This window comes from Spirosoma utsteinense (assembly GCF_014282275.1).
Taxonomy (GTDB): Bacteria; Bacteroidota; Bacteroidia; order Cytophagales; family Spirosomataceae; genus Spirosoma; species Spirosoma utsteinense.
Genome location: NZ_VFIA01000051.1, coordinates 1 through 19274 on the forward strand (window position 1 = coordinate 1; position 19274 = coordinate 19274).

General features: G+C 54.8%; 12 protein-coding genes. 5 read left to right on the forward strand and 7 right to left on the reverse strand.

Features of this window, described 5'->3' with window-relative positions:
* Positions 1-226: 226 nt before the first annotated feature.
* From FH603_RS24585 to FH603_RS24605, 5 genes are all read right to left on the reverse strand, one after another.
* Complete coding sequence (locus tag FH603_RS24585; RefSeq protein WP_186741244.1) at positions 227-805, reverse strand: autotransporter outer membrane beta-barrel domain-containing protein; 579 nt, start codon at positions 803-805, stop codon at positions 227-229.
* Positions 806-1024: 219 nt separating this feature from the next.
* Entirely contained in the window at positions 1025-1444 is a 420-nt protein-coding gene (locus FH603_RS24590; RefSeq protein WP_186741246.1) for an EexN family lipoprotein, read from the reverse strand.
* Between the two features lie 146 nt (positions 1445-1590).
* Entirely contained in the window at positions 1591-1953 is a 363-nt protein-coding gene (locus FH603_RS24595; protein ID WP_186741248.1) for a hypothetical protein, read from the reverse strand.
* Between the two features lie 684 nt (positions 1954-2637).
* Positions 2638-3681, reverse strand: coding sequence for a class A beta-lactamase (gene bla / locus FH603_RS24600; protein ID WP_186741250.1), 1044 nt, complete (start codon positions 3679-3681; stop codon positions 2638-2640).
* Positions 3682-3891: 210 nt separating this feature from the next.
* Positions 3892-6588 carry a CARDB domain-containing protein gene (locus FH603_RS24605; protein ID WP_186741252.1) on the reverse strand — a complete coding sequence of 899 codons (2697 nt, stop codon included), beginning with the start codon at positions 6586-6588 and terminating at the stop codon, positions 3892-3894.
* Positions 6589-6871: 283 nt separating this feature from the next.
* On the opposite strand from FH603_RS24605, the gene FH603_RS24610 reads away from it, so the two are divergent.
* From FH603_RS24610 to FH603_RS24620, 3 genes are all read left to right on the forward strand, one after another.
* The gene (locus FH603_RS24610) at positions 6872-8464 is read left to right on the forward strand and encodes an amidase (RefSeq protein ID WP_186741254.1); all 1593 of its coding nucleotides are present in this window, start codon (positions 6872-6874) and stop codon (positions 8462-8464) included.
* Positions 8465-8539: 75 nt separating this feature from the next.
* On the forward strand, positions 8540-10750 hold the full coding sequence (locus tag FH603_RS24615) for a penicillin acylase family protein (RefSeq protein WP_186741256.1): 2211 nt from the start codon (positions 8540-8542) through the stop codon (positions 10748-10750).
* A gap of 91 nt (positions 10751-10841) precedes the next feature.
* On the forward strand, positions 10842-12059 hold the full coding sequence (locus FH603_RS24620) for a glycosyltransferase family 87 protein (protein ID WP_186741258.1): 1218 nt from the start codon (positions 10842-10844) through the stop codon (positions 12057-12059).
* A 715-nt stretch (positions 12060-12774) separates the two neighbouring features.
* Here FH603_RS24620 and FH603_RS24625 read toward each other — a convergent pair.
* Positions 12775-14385: a SulP family inorganic anion transporter gene (locus tag FH603_RS24625; protein ID WP_186741260.1), complete on the reverse strand. Its 1611-nt coding sequence runs from the start codon at positions 14383-14385 to the stop codon at positions 12775-12777.
* Positions 14386-14485: 100 nt separating this feature from the next.
* Between FH603_RS24625 and FH603_RS24630 the strand changes: the two genes are divergently transcribed.
* Together FH603_RS24630 and FH603_RS24635 are read left to right on the forward strand one after the other, a co-directional pair.
* Complete coding sequence (locus tag FH603_RS24630) at positions 14486-15703, forward strand: THUMP-like domain-containing protein (RefSeq protein WP_186741262.1); 1218 nt, start codon at positions 14486-14488, stop codon at positions 15701-15703.
* Between the two features lie 63 nt (positions 15704-15766).
* Positions 15767-16447: a hypothetical protein gene (locus tag FH603_RS24635; protein WP_186741264.1), complete on the forward strand. Its 681-nt coding sequence runs from the start codon at positions 15767-15769 to the stop codon at positions 16445-16447.
* A gap of 126 nt (positions 16448-16573) precedes the next feature.
* Here FH603_RS24635 and FH603_RS24640 read toward each other — a convergent pair whose 3' ends face one another.
* Positions 16574-19066: a bifunctional UDP-N-acetylmuramoyl-tripeptide:D-alanyl-D-alanine ligase/alanine racemase gene (locus FH603_RS24640; protein WP_186741266.1), complete on the reverse strand. Its 2493-nt coding sequence runs from the start codon at positions 19064-19066 to the stop codon at positions 16574-16576.
* Positions 19067-19274 lie beyond the last annotated feature (208 nt).

Consider the following 19274-nt stretch of genomic DNA (forward strand, 5'->3'; position numbering starts at 1 on the left):
CGCGTCGCACCATCTGTTTTTCCAAGTCGGTTTTAATGCACGACACGGTGATTGGGTTGCTGATTAACCATCTCTTTTTCAAGCTTAATATCCACTTTTAAGGCACGACCCCCTGTTTTCATAATGTTAAGGTGTTGTATAAACCCTTTATAGTAAGTGACGAAACTTTGAAATGGCAAGGCCAGATTATAAAATCTGGCCTTGCCATTTCAAATAAAAGTACTTCTTATTCGAATCTGTAATTGACGCCAAGATTACCTTGCCATCGACTGTAATCGAGTGAGCTTCCTATATTGTTAGTTAAGGTACGTTCAGCCATCCCCTCGATAGACCATCGCTGATTCAAGCTAATATGTACACCCAAACCAGCATGACTCTGAAAAGCGTTAGAGCGATCTCGATACGTATCCCACGTAATGACAGTTCCCTGCGCGTCACGGATATAGTTGACACTTAAAAAGGTGCTTTGACCATATGTGGCGCCTAGTTGACCAAATAAAGCGAGCCGTCTGTCTCGGATAAAATAATACCGAGTTGATAAGCCTGCTCCTCGATACCGGAATTCAGGGCCTCTTATATTGGTATAACGTCCTTCCAAAGCAATTGACCAACCATCTTTCAAAAGGTATTGTAACCGAGGAGTTATCCGACCCTGGAAGTTGCCATATTCCCACCCCCCACCTACAATCAAACCTGCACTCAACTGCCCTTTTTCCAACAAAGCCTGTTGTTTATTATTTGTAGCTAGCTGAGCTGAAGCGTACAGGGGAAATAATAAACTGACTACCAATAAATAGTTTTTCATAGTTGTCGTCATGTTACTATTTTCAAACAGAACGTGCACACTTACAACTTGTTGTATAAGTGCAGTGGCTGTTGAAAAACTCCAACAGGGAGTTGCCGGGTAAGTCATATGCTCTACGTTCACCCTAAATTCGTTCCCCAAAAAACAGGTTTAGGGTACCAGTAAAGGCCTCCATTGACTTTTGCAATAGCCACCTTTGTTATTTACAAATGGGCTCAGCTAACTCACTTTGACAAATTCAAAGCCAGGCCCATCCGAAGCGACTCCTAAATCGAAAAACATTCGCTTTTTATTGATGTACAAACTAGGATTGCGGATATACCAATTGTCGGCTCGGGGCTGGGCATTGGTCGTAATTTTCAAGCCATTGTTGATACTAATTATTTCATAGCCGACTTGGTCAGTCCGGCTACCATCTTGTAGTAGCTCAATTTGGTGCTCGTCAACCAACAGTTCCACATTCGGTACAGTAGGGTTAGGCAACTGGACCGATACTCTGACGAGTTTCCACCGACCAAGGAGCCACTTCTTTGCTTGTTGTACATCTTGAGTATGTTCTTTGATAGGATTAACCTCTTGGTGGCAACCTGCTACAATAAAAAAGGCACCCGCTAGTACAACCAATACAATACTTTTCATGTCTCGACAGATCAGTTTATTCTTACCTATGATTCCAAATAAAGTAACAAGATTGGGTTTCACCGTTGTTGCATAAGTGCAATTATGCTAGTCGATTTGAATTAGTATTGGCTAAATTCATTCGGCTTTTCAAGCTTAGAAAAATCTTATTCTCTTCGTTTGATATCCGTCACTTCAAAAGGAAGGGGCGATAGGTTCATCACTTCCAATCCAGTGAAAGTAAGGAAGTAGCCGCTCACGGTGACTTTCAGACTATCTTTTGCATAACCAAGGGGTAGATTACAACTTCCCAAAGCCGCTGAAGTACCCCCTCGCATCATTTGATAGCTGACTGGCTGATTGGGAGATGGAACAGCGATTATGGTTGCTGGAACATCTTTAATAAATTCATTTGTACGCGTAAGCTTGATACCCGGGTAGGTACAAGAGGTAAATGAAGAATCAATTTTATTTTTATCGCAACTAGTCAGCAAATTGGCTAGAAGAAATAGAGTAAGTAAGTATTTCATAGCTCGCTCATTTTTGATGTAGACCCGAACCAGTAGCTATCAGTTGTAAAGACTTATCTTGTTGTATAAGCGTCGTAGCTGTTGCAAAAGTCGGTAGAGACCTTTACTGGCAACCTATAGAAAACCTACAAAAGTATCCGGTTGATTATCTTTCAAAAACAGCTAGAAGCCAAAATCTAATGATTTAGTTGTCACGGCTGGACCCGTATCAACACTACAGGAGAGGCTACTAAGAAAAACTGTTTTGCGATTGGACGTTGTATCCTAGCGTAGCATTGAGGGCTATATTTCGAGTGATGAAGTGCAAGCCCAGATTTGGTGTAATAACGTTTTTATGGCCTTTTACTGACGATTTAGCTCTTGTATTGGAGTACAGTAACGGAGGAACAATCACGGATCGACGGGCGGCCCAAATTCCCTTCTATCAAACGAATGCTTGCCTGGTCGAAATTCGGCAGGGCTCGTTGACGGCGGATGCGCACCGCTACTTTAAACTCCTTCAGGATCAGACACAGAACACGGGCGGACATCACCGATACGCCCCCGGCCATTGCCGGAGGAAATATCAACCTGTGCCTATTTTGAGCTAAATGGCCTACATGAACCCGGCTACACCTAAACCGCCTGACCCTTTCACGGATCAGGCGGTTTAGGTGTAGCCGGTCAATCTTTTCTTTCCAGCACCTACAGAAAAAGAAAATAATCGTAGATGGTTCGGGTAACTTCGGCGATGGTTCGTTCCCGCGTGGCACCGTCTTTTTTAGACGATTTCACGAAGACCGAAATCGCCACATGGCCCGCGTTTCCCGGCAGCGTAATAATGCCGACATCACTGGCGGTCAGGCCGATGGTGCCCGTTTTGTGCAGCACTTCCGTATCGGGGGGCAGGGCTCCTTTCAGGCGGGCCAAACCCGTTTCGCATCGTTTCATGATGTCGAGCAGCAGGGCCTGACTCGCGGTTTTGAGAACGGGCCGGGTGTAGAGTTTCGTTAACAGCAGCGTCATCGCTTCCGGAGTCGACGTATCCCGATTGTCGGTCTCGAAAGCCACATAACTGGCCTGTCGGGTTTCCGGCGTGCTGAATTTAGCCAGCGAGTCATACCGGGCAGGTGACCACGCCTGACTCATATCCATCGGGATACCCACGCAGTCGGCAATAAGCCAGGCCGTTGGCCGGTCGACGCGCAGTCCATCGATACCCAGCCGTTTCATACAGGCATTCACGGCCGCAGGACCGCCCGCCAGCCGCAGGCAAATGTCGGTAGCGCTGTTGTCGCTGATCAGGAGCATCAGTTCGAGTAAACTCCGCACCGACAGGGACAGGTCGGTAGTTGGCGAATGGGGCCAGTTGAAGCGCTCCGACAGCATCCCGCTGCCCGGATGGAAATCTGTTTTGAGGATGGGAACCAGCTGGTCGAGGGTTACGCGGCCACTATCGACGCGGGACAGCAGCTGGGTCGCAATGGCAACTTTATAGGAACTGGCCATAGGAAACGGCTCGCCCTTACGTTGCGTAATGGTCCTGCCACTCTCGATATGGGTGGCGCAGATACCCACAACCCCACCCGACAGATCCGATAACCGTTGTAGTTCCTGTTGCAGCCGAACCGGTACGGTAAAGGTCGATGCCGCTACCGTTTCGGTTGGTTTGGCTTTTTGTTTTTGGGCCAGCGCCCCCTGCGAATAGACGAGTGCAGTGAGAGCAAGCAGTTGGATAAATCGATTCATAGAGCCAGGTGAAGGGTTATTTTAAGCGGTACGTGCCGGGAGCCGGGTAAAAATAAACACGTTTACCGTATACCCATACGATTCTGTGTTTCCTTCATGTTTTGACCTGGAAAGTACTACGACCGGTGTGGCCCGGCAGGAATGAGCAAAAAAGCCGTTCGGGCGGGCGCATGGGTGCGCCCGCCCGAACGGCTCGATTCCCCCGTTTACTTACCGTCGTTCCAGGATGGCGCTGTAGGCATCGCCGAAGTCCAGCGCCGGCACGTAGTAACCCTGTACCGTCTGGAACCGGATGTTCTCTGCCTTCTCCGTTACCTTGGCCACAAAACGGCCATCCCAGTCCAGCTTTGCTTCCTCGTAGACGACCTGTGGCTTGTCCGGCTCATCGTCATTCCGGAAGATCAGCAGCACCTTTCCCCGGCTAACACCCGTCGGCTGTCGGCTGACGGTATCTTCCACAACCCGGCCACCAATTCGCCCGTCCAGGTAAAAATAGTCGAACCGGGTTTTCCGGCCTGTCACCACCTCCACCTGCGCCCCACTCAGTAACTCTACGGCATGAGGGGGCGTCTCGTTCGGGTCGTCGATGAAAGCGGCCAGCCCCACCCGGTTCGGGACAGACCGGAACTTCTTAATGAGCAGATCGGGGTTGACGCGGGGGTCCTGCCGCCGGTCTGTGGTATCGTAAGAGCTGGTCTTACCGAGCGATACAGGCGTTTTGAACAGGTTCGTGTGATCGTACTCGAACATCACTTTCACCTTACGGGTCTCGCCCGGCTCCAGCGTCAGGCTGGTGTGTTCCACATAGGTCCGGTACAGGGGGTTGCTTTGGCCCGGCCGCACAAACACCCGTGTGGGCTTGTCGTAGGGGTTCCCTACCTCCACAAACGTGATCTCACGACTGGCGGGCGACGCCGATGCCGAGATAAACCGGTCGTAATTGGACTGCGCTTGGTTATTGAACACCGACATTTCGATGACGGGTGGCGGGCCAGGAAGAAAGTAACCCGGTATCCGGACGATGAGGCAGTAGTGTCCGTTACCCGGCGGGTTCCAGGTGGTCTGAAAACTGACCGTCCCCCCGGCGGGAATCGTTTGCATGTCGGCAGTTAGCGGCGTTTCCGGCGCACCACCCACGTTGAAGTTCTTGACATAAAACTCGACCCGTACGTTTGGGGCGGCCAGATTGCCGTTGTTCTTGACGCGGGCGATCACCGTATTGGGATTGCCCGCCCAGGGCACGTTGAACCAGTTTGCCGGATCGGCCAGATTCCGGGCATTCTGCACCTCGATATCGGGACTTTGCCACTGACGATCGGGACTGGCGGGCCAGGGCCGGATAGCGGGGTCGGGGCGGCTGTTGACGCCATACTCTACCCGCACGTCAGCTTTGGTCCCGTTGATCCCACTGGTGCTCATCTTGAAATCGGTCGGAAAAGTAGGGTCCGTAGTGTCGGTTTCGCGGTAGTCGAGCCCGTTGACCAACACGCTCCCGTCCCCGTCGGAGTCGTTGGGAACGCGCAGGATGATGGGGCGGCTGATGGGCGCGTCCCCCGGCGACGAATCGACATCGGTCACCAGCACGGCATTGTTCGTGTCGAGGTTTCGGTCGCCAACATGGGTAGACTGCCCCGCCCGGTATTCGACGTAGTAGTTCCAGCCGTCGGCCAGCCGCACTTCGATCCCCGATTGCCGGCCCGTAGGCGGAGCCCCGGCTTCTATGGGGTGGAGCGTGATGGTTTCGCTGACGGGTGTTCCGCCGTTGGCGAAGTTATAGGTCTTCAGCCAGCCGGGCTGAACCCAGCCCAACATCATCCGGTGGGCCAGCGAGAAATGGGGTAGGTTGTCTTCGGTATTCATCGGGTCCCAGTTGCCCACGTTCCGACCGGCATCCGGCTTGTACTGGTCACCCAGGCCGAGGTTATGGCCCAGCTCATGAATGACCGTGGCCCGTACAGAACGGTCGGCCCGGAAGCCCGCTCCCCACTCGCGGGGCATCGAAATCAGCGCCAGCGACTTGTTTCCCTCGGCCGTTGTGAACGTGCCGCCCCAGCCATAGGGCCAGGCGTTCATGCTGCCGGTCGCCTGCTCCGAAACGAAGATGATGGTATCGTAATTGTTGTAATTGATGACGCTATCACCAGCGGTAATAGCCGCCTGCCCCAGCGCCGTCAGGGGCCAGCCTACTTTCCCCGCTGTCGTGTCGAAATACGTATTCCAGTTGTTGGGCAAGCTCACCGGACCGAAAATATCGGCCGACAGATCGAAATTACCGTACGACACCTCGCGGTAATACTGACGGGCACTCACCAGATTACCCCCTACCGATACGCCATTGATGGTCTCATCCATCCAGCGGGTCCGGATACCATCCAGCGTTGGCACATCGGCGGAGTACCGTCCGTCGGCGGTGTCGATGAGGAGAATGGCCAGCCGACGGGTACCAGTAGCGGGCAGCACGTTCACGTTCTGCGGCCCCGCCGGTCCGCCACCCCAGGCCGGGGCCGACACGAACGATTCGCTGATCCCGGTGAAGGACAGCGACGGACCAGCCTGCTCGTCCGACCAGTCGGTGGTTACCGTGAACTTCTGTTCGGCCATGACGATGTTCGTGCTGGTATCGACTACCTGAAACAGGTACGTTCCCGGCTCATAGCCAATACAAAGCATGACATCCGGGTTTTCGGGGTCGAAGTCGGCATCACGGCAGAAAGAGACGACGCCGGCTTTGGGGCCATCGGGAATGCGAAATTCCAGATCGTCCAGCGTCAGACCGCGTAGTTTCAGGAACACTTTGGTGTAAGCACCCACGAAAAACGTAGTATCCAGTTTAAGGCTGACGCGCTTACGGAGCAGAAACGGTGGCAGCTCTCGTCGGGGAACTCGCCGGGCAGGAATCGTTAACATAGTCGGACGGTTTAAAGGCTTGTTCGTCCTGAGTCGTCCGGAAGTAGCCGCCGGTAAACAGGCGGGCCGGGTCAATGAGTAAACGGTCATGGGTCGATGTATGGTCTCGACCGAGTGCCGGGTAAGTCCCTGATCACCAGTAAGGCTATGATTCAGCAAACGGTCGATTTTGCTATTACCCTGTAAAACCGCATAAAAACACCCTGTCTACGGCTCTGCGCGCTTAATTAAATCAGGAAAGCGTACTTTTGCCATAGGTTTATATGGTTCTCCCGATTCCTCTATGGTCAAATTCAGTTACCTGTCCCGTTGGTTACGCGTCTTTCTTTTTGTCGGAGTACTTAGTCCCGTCTGGCAGGGACCAGCCGCTGCCCAGCCAAGCGTTAAGGCGTCGTCTGCACCCGCGTTCGAACCCGTCGAAACCACCATCAGCGCTGTCCACCGGGCGTTTCGGAACGGGAGCCTGACGAGTGAACAGCTGGTCAACGCCTACCTCGAACGCATCCGGGCCTACGACCAGCCCACTAAGCTCAACTCGATCATACTGGTCAACCCCGACGCTATCGCCACGGCGCGGGCGCTCGATGCCGAGTTCAAAAAAACCGGCAAGCTCCGGCCCCTGCACGGGATTCCGGTGATTGTAAAGGATAACTTTAACACAAAGGGGCTGCAAACGACGGGCGGGTCGGTGGCGCTGAAAGGATTTATCCCCAGCGAGGATGCCTGGCAGGTCCGGAAACTGCGCGAAGCGGGAGCGATCGTGCTGGCCAAATCCAATATGGCCGAGTGGGCCTTTACGCCCATGCACTCACAAAGCTCTATGGCGGGCGAAACCCTGAACCCGTACAACCTGGCCTATGTACCCGCCGGATCGAGCGGGGGAACGGCAGCAGCTGTCGCAGCAAACCTGGGTACGGTTGGTCTGGGCTCCGACACGGGCAACTCCATCCGAGGGCCGTCGTCACACAATGCACTGGCCGGTTTCCGGACCTCGCTGGGACTGGTAAGTCGCTACGGCATCATTCCGCTCTATACCCGTAATGATGTAGGCGGGCCGATGTGCCGTACGGTCGACGATGCGGTACGGCTGCTGGAGGTCACGGCCGGGTACGACCCCAACGACCCCATCACCAAATACAGCCAGGGGAAAATTCCCAAGACATACACCCAGTTTTTACGAAAAGACGGGCTTAAAGGCGCGCGGATCGGGGTATTGCGTCAGTTGAGCGACAAGAATATCCACCCCGAAATAAAACAGCTGTTCGACCGGGCCATCACGGATATGACCCGGGCGGGTGCTCAGGTCGTTGATGTGACGATCCCCGATTTCGATTCCTTACGGGCCAACCAATGGTGTGCCGACTTCAGGGTCGACCTGGAGACGTACCTGAAGACGTTCGTCAGGCGCGATACGCTGAAAACGCTGGAAGACGTTATCCGGGTGGGTGGCTATTCCGACCTGGTACGCGACCGGTTAACGTACCAGCAAACGCATACGGGTCGGGCCAGCCACCCCGAAATTGCGTGTGGCGACGCCTTTACCGACCCCCTCCGCATTGCCTACCGCAACGCCATCGAGGCCGAAATGAACCGGCTGCATGTGGATGCGCTCATTTACCCCACCTGGAATTACCCGCCCGCGCTGGTGGGCGACGCCAAAGGGTACAAAGGCGATAACAGTCAACTGATTGCTCCCAGCACGGGCCAGCCCGCGTTCACGATTCCCATGGGTTACACGACCGGCGATCTGCCCGCCGGTCTTCAGTTTCTGGGACGCCTGTTCGACGAGCCAACCCTGATCCGGCTGGCGTACGGGTATGAGCAACAAACCCACCACCGGGTAGCGCCAAAAAAATTCGTTGCGCTGGGCCGGTAACGGCAACGCCTTGTCATTTCCACTCCTTACTTCCTATTTACGCGTTTTATGGTCACTCATTTCCATCGCCTGTCAATGGCCTTTTCCGTTCCATCTGTCTGTTTATGGGTCTGCCTGCTGACTGGCTGGCCTTTGTCCGGGGTACGGGCTCAGGCGTTCAGCAAAGCCGAGGTGGCCCGCTGGCAGCAACAGGCCAAACAGGTTACCATCACACGCGATACCTGGGGCGTACCCCACATCTACGGCAAAACTGATGCAGACGTCGTTTTCGGGTTGCTCTTCACCCAGTGCGAAGACGACTTTGACCGCGTCGAGGAAAACTACATCACGTCCATTGGCCGCCTGGCCGAAGTGGAAGGAGAATCGGCGCTGTATCAGGACCTGCGGGCGCGGCTGTTCCTGGACTCGACCCAGGCAATAGCCATCTACAAAAAAAGTCCGCTCTGGATGAAAAAACTCCTCGACGCCTTTGCCGACGGAACGAACTATTACCTCTATACGCACCCGAACGTTACCCCTAAACTGCTCCGACGGTTCCAGCCCTGGATGCCCCTGATGTTCAGCGAAGGCAGCATTGGCGGCAATATAAGCGTGGTGCCGACCGAACGGCTGAAAGCGTTCTACGAGCAGCGCCCTTCAACCTCGTCCACGACGCCTGTCGACCACTACGAACGCGAATCCATCGGCTCGAACGGCTTCGCCATCGCGCCCGCCAAAAGTGCTACCAAAAATGCGTTATTGCTCATCAACCCCCATACGTCGTTCTACTTCCGGTCGGAGGTGCATATGGTGAGTCAGGCCGGGCTGAACGCCTACGGAGCCGTTACCTGGGGACAGTTCTTTGTGTATCAGGGATTCAACGAGCATTGCGGCTGGATGCACACCACCAGTTACGCCGATTCGATGGACGAATACCTGGAAACCATCGAGAAAAAAGGCAACAGCCTGTATTACAAACAGGGGACTGAACTCAAGCCGGTCCGTTCCCAAAAAGTCCGCCTTCCCTACAAAACGGCCAGCGGTACCCAATTCAAGGAGTTCACGATGTATTTCACCCAGCACGGCCCCATTGCCGGCGAGCAGGGCGGAAAATGGATTGCCATCGATATGATGAATACGCCCCTCAACGCCCTGTCGCAGTCCTATCTGCGCACGAAAGCAACCGGCTATGCGAGTTTTCGGGAGGTCATGAAACTGAATGGCAATGCGTCCAACAACACGATCTTTGCCGACCGCGACGGCACCATCGCTTACTGGCACGGCAACTTCATGCCCCGCCGGGACCCCCGCTTTGACTGGAGTCAACCGGTCGACGGCAGCAACCCCGCTACCAACTGGAAAGGACTGCATTCGGCCGATGAGATCGTGCAGGTGCGTAACCCGGCCACCGGCTGGATACAGAACTGCAACGCAACGCCCTTTACGGTGTCGGGCAGCAGCAGCCCCGACAAAACCAAGTATCCGGCTTACATGGCCCCCGATCCCGAAAATTACCGCGGCATCAACGCCGTTCGCGTGCTGAGCCAGCGGTCGGTATTCACCCTCGATACGCTGATTGCTGCGGCCAACGATCCCCATCTGGCGGCCTTCGATGAGCTGTTGCCCGCCTTACTGAGCGCCTGGAAAACGGTATCTGCCGATTCGGCTAACCGATCGAAAGACCTGGCCGAGGCTATTCAGGTGCTGCAACGCTGGGACAAATCGTACGGAGCTTCCTCCATTGGTCAGACGCTGGCGATTCACTGGGGCGAAAAGATACAGCGGTTAGCCCGCAGCCGGGCCGCCGGTGATCAGCGGTTCGACAATCTGGGGCTCACCGCCTTCACCATCCTTACTACCTCCCCGCAGGAGAAAGTAACGGCCCTAGCCTCGGTGCTGACCGACCTGACGCGCGACTTCGGGACCTGGAAAACGCCCTGGGGCGATATTAACCGGTACCAGCGCCTGACCGGTAAGATCCAGGAAACCTACGACGATCAGAAGCCCAGTATTCCCGTTGGCTTTACTTCCTCGGCCTGGGGTTCTTTGGCGGCCTTTGCGGCCAAAACCTATCCCGGCACCAAAAAACGGTACGGCAGCGTTGGCAATAGTTTTGTGGCTGTAGTGGAGTTTGGCAAACGGGTGACAGCCCGCTCGGTCGTGACCGGTGGACAAAGCAGCCGGCCCGGCATGAAGCATTTCACGGATCAGGCTCCCCTGTACTGTGAGGGTAACTTCAAGGATGTGCTCTTCTACCCCGAAGATGTACAGAAGCATGTGGAAAAGACCTACCATCCGGGCGAATAGCCCATCCGGGTGTCTACAATCGGTGCCTGGATTCGGTCAGGGCACCGATTGTACGCCTATCTTTGCCTAATTCCTCAATGTTATCTCCTTCATGCTCAACGCACGTTACCAAACCGTCCGTCGTTTTCTGGCCAAAGAGCGCGTACAACTAGCCGCTTTCGTAGCCATCACCCTGATTGCCAGCATCCAGCGCTACCTGATTCCCAACCAGTTCGATGTAGCCAATCAGATAGCCTACACGAACTACAACAACTACGTCATCTTCAAAAACGCGTTCATCCACTTACTGAACGACAAAAATTTATACGCCCTGCATTTAACCGAGCAGCTGGACCTGTTCAAATACTCCCCCACGTTTGCCCTCTTCATGGGTTTGTTTGCTTACCTGCCCGACTGGCTGGGGCTCATCCTGTGGAATCTCCTCAATACCCTGACCGTATTTTACGGCATCACCCATTTACCGTATCTGAGCGCGGGGGTAAAGGGCAACATCCGCTGGTTTATGCTGCCCGAACTCCTGACCGCCACCCAAAACTCACAAAGCAACAGTCTGATTCTGGGGCTCTTCCTGTGGAGTTTTATCTATATGGAGCGCGGCAAACTGATATGGGCTAGCCTGCTGATGTTGCTCACGGTATTCATCAAACTGTTTGGGGTTGTGGGGTTCATGCTGTTTATGCTGTACCCCCGCAAGCCAGCGGCCATAGGCTATACCGTGGCGTGGGGCCTGCTGCTGCTCATTTTGCCGGTAGTGGCTGTATCGCTTCCGCAGTTGATCGGCCAGTACCAGAACTGGCTGGTCATGCTGGAACATGATCACTCCAGTTCCATTGGACTATCGGTCATGGGGTGGCTCTATACCTGGTTTTCGCTCGATCCACCCAAGGTCGTGGTCGTGGTCCTAGGGGCTATAGGGCTGCTGCTTCCACTGGCCCGTACATCGCAGTACGCTCACTACTCGTTCCGGTTGCTGGTATTGGCCTCTGTTCTGCTCTGGGTGATCATCTTCAATCATAAAGCCGAGTCTGCTACCTTCATCATTGCCATTGGCGGGGTAGCGCTCTGGTATTTCTCGCAGCCCGCCAGCCTCATCAACCGCGCACTGGTTATCCTGGCATTCGTCTTTACCTCTCTTTCACCCCTGGACATATTCCCGTCCATTTTGCGGGAAACACTGGTTTATCCCTACGTGCTGAAAGCCGTTTTCTGCATAGCCATTTGGGGAAAGATTATCGTTAGCCTGCTCACCGACGATTGGTCACTGGCCCCGCTGGCTTCCAGACAGCCAGCCGTTTCGCCCGTCGGCTAACGCGATCAGCTACTGCTGACGTATCGCCTAACCGTGCTTATTATACGTCAGGACTTGTCAGGCCGGGGCTACTGTAGCAACCGCCCTATCCACCAGACGAAGACCACGAATAGGGTAAACGCAATTAAAATCAGTAACGTCCACGGCCCGGGCAGGTATTTTTTAGTAAGCATCGTATGGAAGAAGCGGTCTGATTACCGGGGGTTCGGGCAGCAAGGAACTGAATAATTTCCAAAAAAAACTACTTTTTCCTCACCAGAAACATGAGTCATCCCGAATTTTAACGAATCGTTACACTTCGGGAAAACCTTACCCAAAAAGCTACCTGATTCCGGCACATCTGCGGGGGCGTGGCATTGGGTCAGGGGACGTATTGTCTGGGTAGATCTCCAGCCTTGGTCAGCTAGCCCCGTAAGGGCGACCTGTCACTAGTTGGTAGCGGTCCTATCCTCTCTAAAGCGCCGTAGGGGCGACCTAACTGAACTGGATTAGGTCGCACCTACGGCGCTTTACGGGCCTACCCCTTCTTTATTTCTATTGACATGTCGCCCCTACCGGGCTTTTCTGTAGGAAAAAAAAGAAGTGTATACCCGGTAGATCAAGGGACCTGACACCACGCCTAATACCCTTGTTTTCTAAAAAGATAGCGACTTTTAAAATTCGGGATGATTCATGTTTCCCGATCGGTTTCAGGCACGGCAAGAACCTGGTATACCTATTCGATGATTGACAAGTCGCGCTTTTTCGTACGGGTTCGTGGTGTCAGCACCACGTCGCGGAGTTCATACCGTATTCCCTGCATGGCCGCTGTCTCGCTGAAACTGGTGAGCATGGTATAGATATCGTGGTCAATAAAGGAGGCCTTACTCCCATCGATCAGCACCTCATCGCCGGGCTGTAAACTACCCAGCGCTTCCTTCAGCTGGGGTTTGCTCAGGAAGTAAAGGTCTTTGGTGAACTCGATCGTGACCTTATGCCCCTCACGAATGATCCGAAAGGTCGACTGGAAGTTGGTGTACAACACGTAGAGAATACCAACCACGGTTCCCAGCGCAATACCTTTCAGCAGATCGGTGAAGATGATGCCTGACACCGTAACGATGAACGGCACGAACTGACTCCAGCCTTCCCGGTATATGTTCTTGAAAATAGTGGGTTTAGCCAGCTTATAGCCAACCATGATCAGTACGGCCGCCAGGCACGAAAGCGGCACCAGATTCAGCAACGGCCCGCCCAGAAACACCGCCAGGAGCAGGAACACCCCGTGGATGATCGCCGATATACGGGTTTTAGCCCCGCCGTATACATTCGCCGAGGTCCGTACCACGACCGACGTTATGGGCAGGCCACCCACCAGTCCCGAAAACATATTGCCTATGCCCTGCGCAATCAGCTCCTGGTTGGTCGATGAGACGCGCTTACCGGGGTCGAGCCGGTCGGAAGCCTCCAGATTGAGCAGCGTTTCCAGACTGGCCACGACAGCAATGGTGGCGGCAATGGTATAGATAGGCAGTTGGCTAAGGATGGTGAAGTCAGGGAAGTCGAAGATCGAAAATAAGCTCTGGCCCGCTGTAATGGTCGGAATCTGAACCATGTGCTGATGGGCGGTATCACCCAGATACCAGGCCGGTACCGACACCCGAAAAAATTCGTTCAGCGCAATACCGACGAATACCACGACCAGCGCAGCCGGAAAGTTCTTGAAAAACATCCGGGTACTGCGGCCCGCCGTGCGCTCCCAGAAAATCAGAAATGCCAGTGACACACCGCTGATGACAACTGCTCCGGTACTGGCCGTTTCGATAGCCCGGTAGATCTCCGAAATCGTATTTTCGCCATCGGCCAGCTGCTGAAACTCGAATTCTCCTTCGTAGTCGTTGTCGCGGCCCAGCGCATGAGGAATCTGTTTGAGGATGATGACGAGCCCAATGGCCACCAGCATACCCTTGATCACGCTGTCAGGGAAGAAACTGCTGAACCGCCCGGCTTTGATCAGGCCCAGGACCAGCTGCATGGCCCCGGCCAGCACAACGGCTACCAGAAATGTCTCATAAGACCCTACTTTTGCAATGGCATCGGCGACAATGACGGCCAGCCCAGCCGCCGGGCCACTGACACTGATTTCGGAACCGGAAAACAACCCGACCACGATACCACCAATGACACCCGCCACCAGACCGGAGAACAAAGGCGCACCCGATGCCAGGGCAATACCCAGGCAGAGGGGCAACGCAACGAGAAAGACCGATAAACCGGCGGGAAGATCCTGACGGAGCCAGGCAGTGTTGTACGAGGTCAGGGTTCGTATCGGATTGACTCGTTGCATCGGTGCTTTGTGCTCAGTTAATGGCTGACTTACCACGCAAAGGTAACCGGATGCGTCGCTGAAATTAAAAAGCTATTAAATATAAATTATTACTCATCTATTGACGCCCCTCTCATCCACCGAAAAGCAATTTATTCGCGATCACCTTACGGACGATGTGCGGCAACTGGTGCTGCGTACGCACCCCGCCGGATTGGACATCCGAAAGCTGGCGGCTCAACTGGCAGCGCGGCAAAAAACCCGCGACAAATTGCCTTCCTGGTATGGAAACGAAGCAGTCCTCTACCCACCGGCTCTGTCGGTCGAACAGGCTTCGTCGGAGCAGACGGCCCGCTACAAAGCGTCACTGGTCGACGGCGACCGGCTGCTCGACCTGACCGGTGGTATGGGGGTCGATGCCTGGGCCTTTGCGCAGCGCTTACGGGAGGTCCTATACGTTGAGCGGCAACCCGAGCTGGTTTCACTGGCTGCTTATAACCTGCCGGCAATGGGCAGCACGAATATCGACGTGCAGGCGGGAGATGGCCTGGCGGTGGTCGAGGCACTCACCGAGTCGGCCGACTGGATCTACCTCGACCCACACCGGCGCGACGGGCAGGGCGGTAAGGTTGTTCGGCTGGCTGACTGCGAACCCGACGTTTCGCGGACCGACGTTCTGACCGCACTGCTGGCCAAAGCAACGCATGTCCTGCTGAAAACCTCCCCCATCATCGATATCGATGCCACCATCCGGCAGCTGGGCGGACCGCCGGACAACCTCCGATCGGCCCGTGTCGATGCGGTTCATGTAGTGGCCGTTCAGGGTGAAGTGAAAGAAGTCCTGTTTGTCGTCAGTTCCCAACAGACACCTTTAGCTCCCATTGAAGTTAACGCTGTTAACCTGTTAAACGATAGGATAGTTAGATTACAGTTCCTGCAACCGGAAGAACGGGAGGCCGGGGTTACGTTCAGCGACCCGCAGCACTATCTGTATGAACCCAATGCGGCTATTCTGAAGGCGGGGGCATTCCGGCTTTCGGCGGCCCGCTACGGACTGGCCAAGCTGGCTCCCAACAGCCATCTGTATACCAGCCAGCAACATAACCCCGACTTCCCCGGACGGGCTTTCGTGCTGGAGCGGGTTATCAAACCCGACCGGGGTACCCTTCAGTCCTGGCTACCGACGATGAAAGCCAACCTGACGGTGCGTAACTTTCCGCAGACGGTTGCGGAATTGCGAAAAAAACTGAACTTACAGGAAGGGGGCGACGTCTATATCTTTGCAACGACGCTGCTCAACGGCGACAAACGTCTGTTGATTACCCGCAAAGTCGCCTAGCTTGCGTTTACCCTGCCGAACCGGCACGTGCTTCTTGTTTTCGTTAAACCATACATACACTCCATGAAAATCGCAGCAAGTTTGATAGGCTTCATCGGCCTGCTGGCGCTGACAACCAGCGCCATCGCTCAAACCGTTTATGCCGGTGAGAGCACGATTGAAAAAACAAAGGCCTCGGGTCTGTATCTGACGGTTCAGGGCGACGGCCGACAGATTGAAAAAGACTGGGAGAACCAGCTCAAAACCTATGGCCGGGTAACTGCTTCGCGGGGTACCTACCGGGTGCCGAACGCCGATATTCAGGCGATATCACCGGAGCCGATCAACCTCATGAGTACGGTAAAATCGTCGCGTACATCGGCTACGATCTTTGCGGCCTTCGACCTGGGTAGCGGCACCTTCGTTACGCCGGGCAGTTCGGGCTACTCAGCCGCCGAGCAGTTGTTGAAGACGTTTGCGTCGGGTAGTCTCTTTGGCCAGGAAGTACGCACCGTAGAAGGCAGTTTCGATGAAGCCCAGAAGAACCACCAGAAAATGGCAAAAACGGGCGAACGGCTTCAGCGGGAAATCGAGCAGAATGCCAAAGAAAAAGAGCGTTTGCTGAAACGTATCGAGGATAATGCCAAAGAACTGGAGCAACTTCAGAAAGACATCGAAACCAATAAAACAGACCAGACAAACGCCCTGACCGAACTGGAAAACCGCAAGAAAAACGTCGAAGCGGTTAAAGCGAAGAAGCCTTAAAAGAGGGAGGAAAGGGAGGAGGGGGAGGAAAGGAGGAGGGAAGTAACGGGGGAATGCACCGCATCCCTCCTCCCTTTCCTCCCTTTCCTCCCTTCCTCCCTTCCTCCCTTTCCTCCCTTCCCTTCCCTAATTCCCCTCCTTCACAAACACCCGTTTTACGCGTTCGCTGACGCTGGTCAGGATTTCGTAGGGAATCGTGCCGATCCGGTCGGCGAGGGTAGTGATTGGAACGTCGCTGCCGAAGATGATTACTTCGTCGCCTTCAGCCGCCGATGCTGCCGTCACGTCGATCATGGTCATATCCATGCATATGCTGCCCACGGTAGGACAGAGCGTGCCATTCACCCAGACCGAGCCAACGCCGTTACTAAGGCGCCGGTCGTAGCCATCGGCATAGCCAATGGCCAGCGTAGCAATACAGGCGTCATGGTCGAGCAGGCCCCGGCGGCTGTAGCCTATCGTCTCGCCCGCCGGTACCCGCTTGATCTGACTGATGGTGGTCTTGAGCGTGCCAACGGGTTGCACAGCCGCTTTGTCGATCCGGCTCGGTTCTACGCCATACAGGCCAATGCCCAGGCGTACCATGTCCAGTTTATAGTCCGGAAACCGAACGATGCCCGCCGAATTGAGCAGGTGTCGCGTTGGCTGGTAACCCAGGCCCGCTTCCAGTGTGGCCGAACAGCGCACGAATAACTCGTACTGCTGCTGCGAAAAGGCGTTGAACTGCGACTCGTCGGCTCCAACCAGATGGCTGAACACGGTCGCTACCTGCAGGGTGGGCAGGCCGTTCAGGTAGGTGATCACGGCGGGCAGTTCGCTTTCAAGGAACCCGAGCCGGTGCATGCCGGTATCGATCTTCAAATGGATGAGCGTTTTAGGCAGGGCGGTCCCCAACGCATGAACCCCTGCATTTTCCCGCTCGACAAACTGGCCCCACTCGCGGAGAAGTTTCAGGCTGAACAGTTCCGGTTCGAGCCGGTACTCGCGCAGGGCAGCAAAGGTCTCGGGCGCGGGGTTCATCACCATGATAGGCAGCGTAATGCCGTTCTGCCGCAGCGAAACCCCTTCGTCGGCGTAGGCCACGGCGAGGTAGTCGACCCGGTGATACTGGAGCAACTGAGCCACTTCGGCACTGCCGCTGCCATAGGCAAATGCCTTCACCATCACCATAACTTTTGTCTGGGCCCCTACTTTTTCGCGGTAATAGTTCAGGTTACCCGTCAGGGCGTCGAGGTTGATTTCGAGGACCGTACCGTGGGCCTTCCGCTGCAACCGGCTTACGATCCGCTCGAACGAAAAAGGCCGCGCGCCCTTCACCAGCACAGCCGCATCACGCAGGCTGGCAAACGGGAAATCGGTCAGAAAGGCATTCGTGTCGGCGTAGAACTGGCTTCCGTCGGGAAAGAAACGGGCATTTTTATACACCACCGGCCCAATCCCTACGAACTGCGTAACGTTGCCCGCCCGCATCAGGTCGGCCACCTGCTCATACAGCGCATCGTCGCGCTGCCCCGACTGCAACACGTCGGACAGAATCACAACCGACTGTTGCCGGGTGTTTTGCTGATTCAGAAACCGGAGAGCAAGCTGTAGTCCTGCCACATCATTGTTGTATGAATCATCGATGAGGATACAGTTGTTGATCCCTTCCTTCAGTTCGAGCCGCATCGACACCGGCCGGAGCCGATTCAGGCGGTTTTGCAGCGAGTGGGGCCCGATCGTTGTCAGGGTTTTGACCGTTATCAGGCAATGGATCAGGTTCTCTACCGAAGCGGCATCGTCGAAAGGCAGCTGGTAGGACTCGGGTCCGGCGTTGTCCGACGCTTTCCCGATCAGCAGTTTACCGTCTTTCTGCTCAACCGAATAGGTAGCTTCCCGACCTGTCAATGACCAGGTGACCAGTTGAACATCGGCGTTGACGGCTTTAAGGAGCATGCGCACCTCCTCATCGATATCGGCATAGTCAACGCAATAGATCAGCGTGTCGGCATGGATAAAGAGCCGCAGTTTCTCGGCAATCTTCTGCTTGCGAGTGCGAAAGCCTTCGTCGTGGGCGGTGCCAATGTTCGTAAAAATGCCGATGGTTGGCCGGATGATGGCTTCCAGCGCGGCCATTTCCTGGGGCCGGGAAATACCGGCCTCGAAGATTCCCAGGGTATGCTGTGCGTCCAGTTCATGCACCGACAGCGGAACGCCCAGTTGTGAATTGTAACTCTTGGGGCTTCGGGCAATGACGAACTCGTCGGCCAGTAATTGGGCCAGCCACTCCTTAACGATGGTCTTGCCGTTGCTGCCCGTTATCCCGACAACCGGAATCCGAAACTGGTGCCGGTGTTCAGCCGCCCGGCGTTGCAGAATCGTCAGGCTACTGTCGACTTCAGTAAACTGCGCGTCGGCATAGGCAGCGAACTCATCGCGCCGGTCCGGGCTGAGCGCCGACCGTTCGACAACAAACTGGCGGACACCTTTTCGGTACAACTCCCCCACAAAGGCATGCCCGTCGTGGTGTTCGCCGTTGATGGCGAAAAATACGGTGTTGGCCGCCTGTTCCGGGTCGAGCGGCTGCCGGGAATCAGTCAGCCAGTGGGGATGAATAGAGGGGATGTTTTCAGTAATCATGGCACTAAGTCTCTAAGTCAGTCAGTCGTGAGTCATAAGTCTCTAAGTCAGTCAGTCGTGAGTCATAAGTCTCTAAGTCAGTCATAAGTCAGCAAGTCATAAGTCTCTAAGTCGTAAGTTGGTGAGTTGGTGAGTCGTAAGTCTCTAAGTTATGAGTTGGTGAGTTGCTGTGCGTCAGCCACTTAGAGACTTACGACTTATGACTTAT

Excerpts from the sequence above, each read along its gene's own strand:
- FH603_RS24585 (WP_186741244.1), bottom strand. The coding sequence starts at position 805 with ATGAAAAACTATTTATTGGTAGTCAGTTTATTATTTCCCCTGTACGCT.
- FH603_RS24610 (WP_186741254.1), top strand. The coding sequence starts at position 6,872 with ATGGTCAAATTCAGTTACCTGTCCCGTTGGTTACGCGTCTTTCTTTTT.
- FH603_RS24620 (WP_186741258.1), top strand. The coding sequence starts at position 10,842 with ATGCTCAACGCACGTTACCAAACCGTCCGTCGTTTTCTGGCCAAAGAG.
- FH603_RS24640 (WP_186741266.1), bottom strand. The coding sequence starts at position 19,066 with ATGATTACTGAAAACATCCCCTCTATTCATCCCCACTGGCTGACTGAT.
- FH603_RS24605 (WP_186741252.1), bottom strand. The coding sequence starts at position 6,588 with ATGTTAACGATTCCTGCCCGGCGAGTTCCCCGACGAGAGCTGCCACCG.
- FH603_RS24625 (WP_186741260.1), bottom strand. The coding sequence starts at position 14,385 with ATGCAACGAGTCAATCCGATACGAACCCTGACCTCGTACAACACTGCC.
- FH603_RS24635 (WP_186741264.1), top strand. The coding sequence starts at position 15,767 with ATGAAAATCGCAGCAAGTTTGATAGGCTTCATCGGCCTGCTGGCGCTG.
- FH603_RS24595 (WP_186741248.1), bottom strand. The coding sequence starts at position 1,953 with ATGAAATACTTACTTACTCTATTTCTTCTAGCCAATTTGCTGACTAGT.
- FH603_RS24590 (WP_186741246.1), bottom strand. The coding sequence starts at position 1,444 with ATGAAAAGTATTGTATTGGTTGTACTAGCGGGTGCCTTTTTTATTGTA.
- bla (WP_186741250.1), bottom strand. The coding sequence starts at position 3,681 with ATGAATCGATTTATCCAACTGCTTGCTCTCACTGCACTCGTCTATTCG.
- FH603_RS24615 (WP_186741256.1), top strand. The coding sequence starts at position 8,540 with ATGGCCTTTTCCGTTCCATCTGTCTGTTTATGGGTCTGCCTGCTGACT.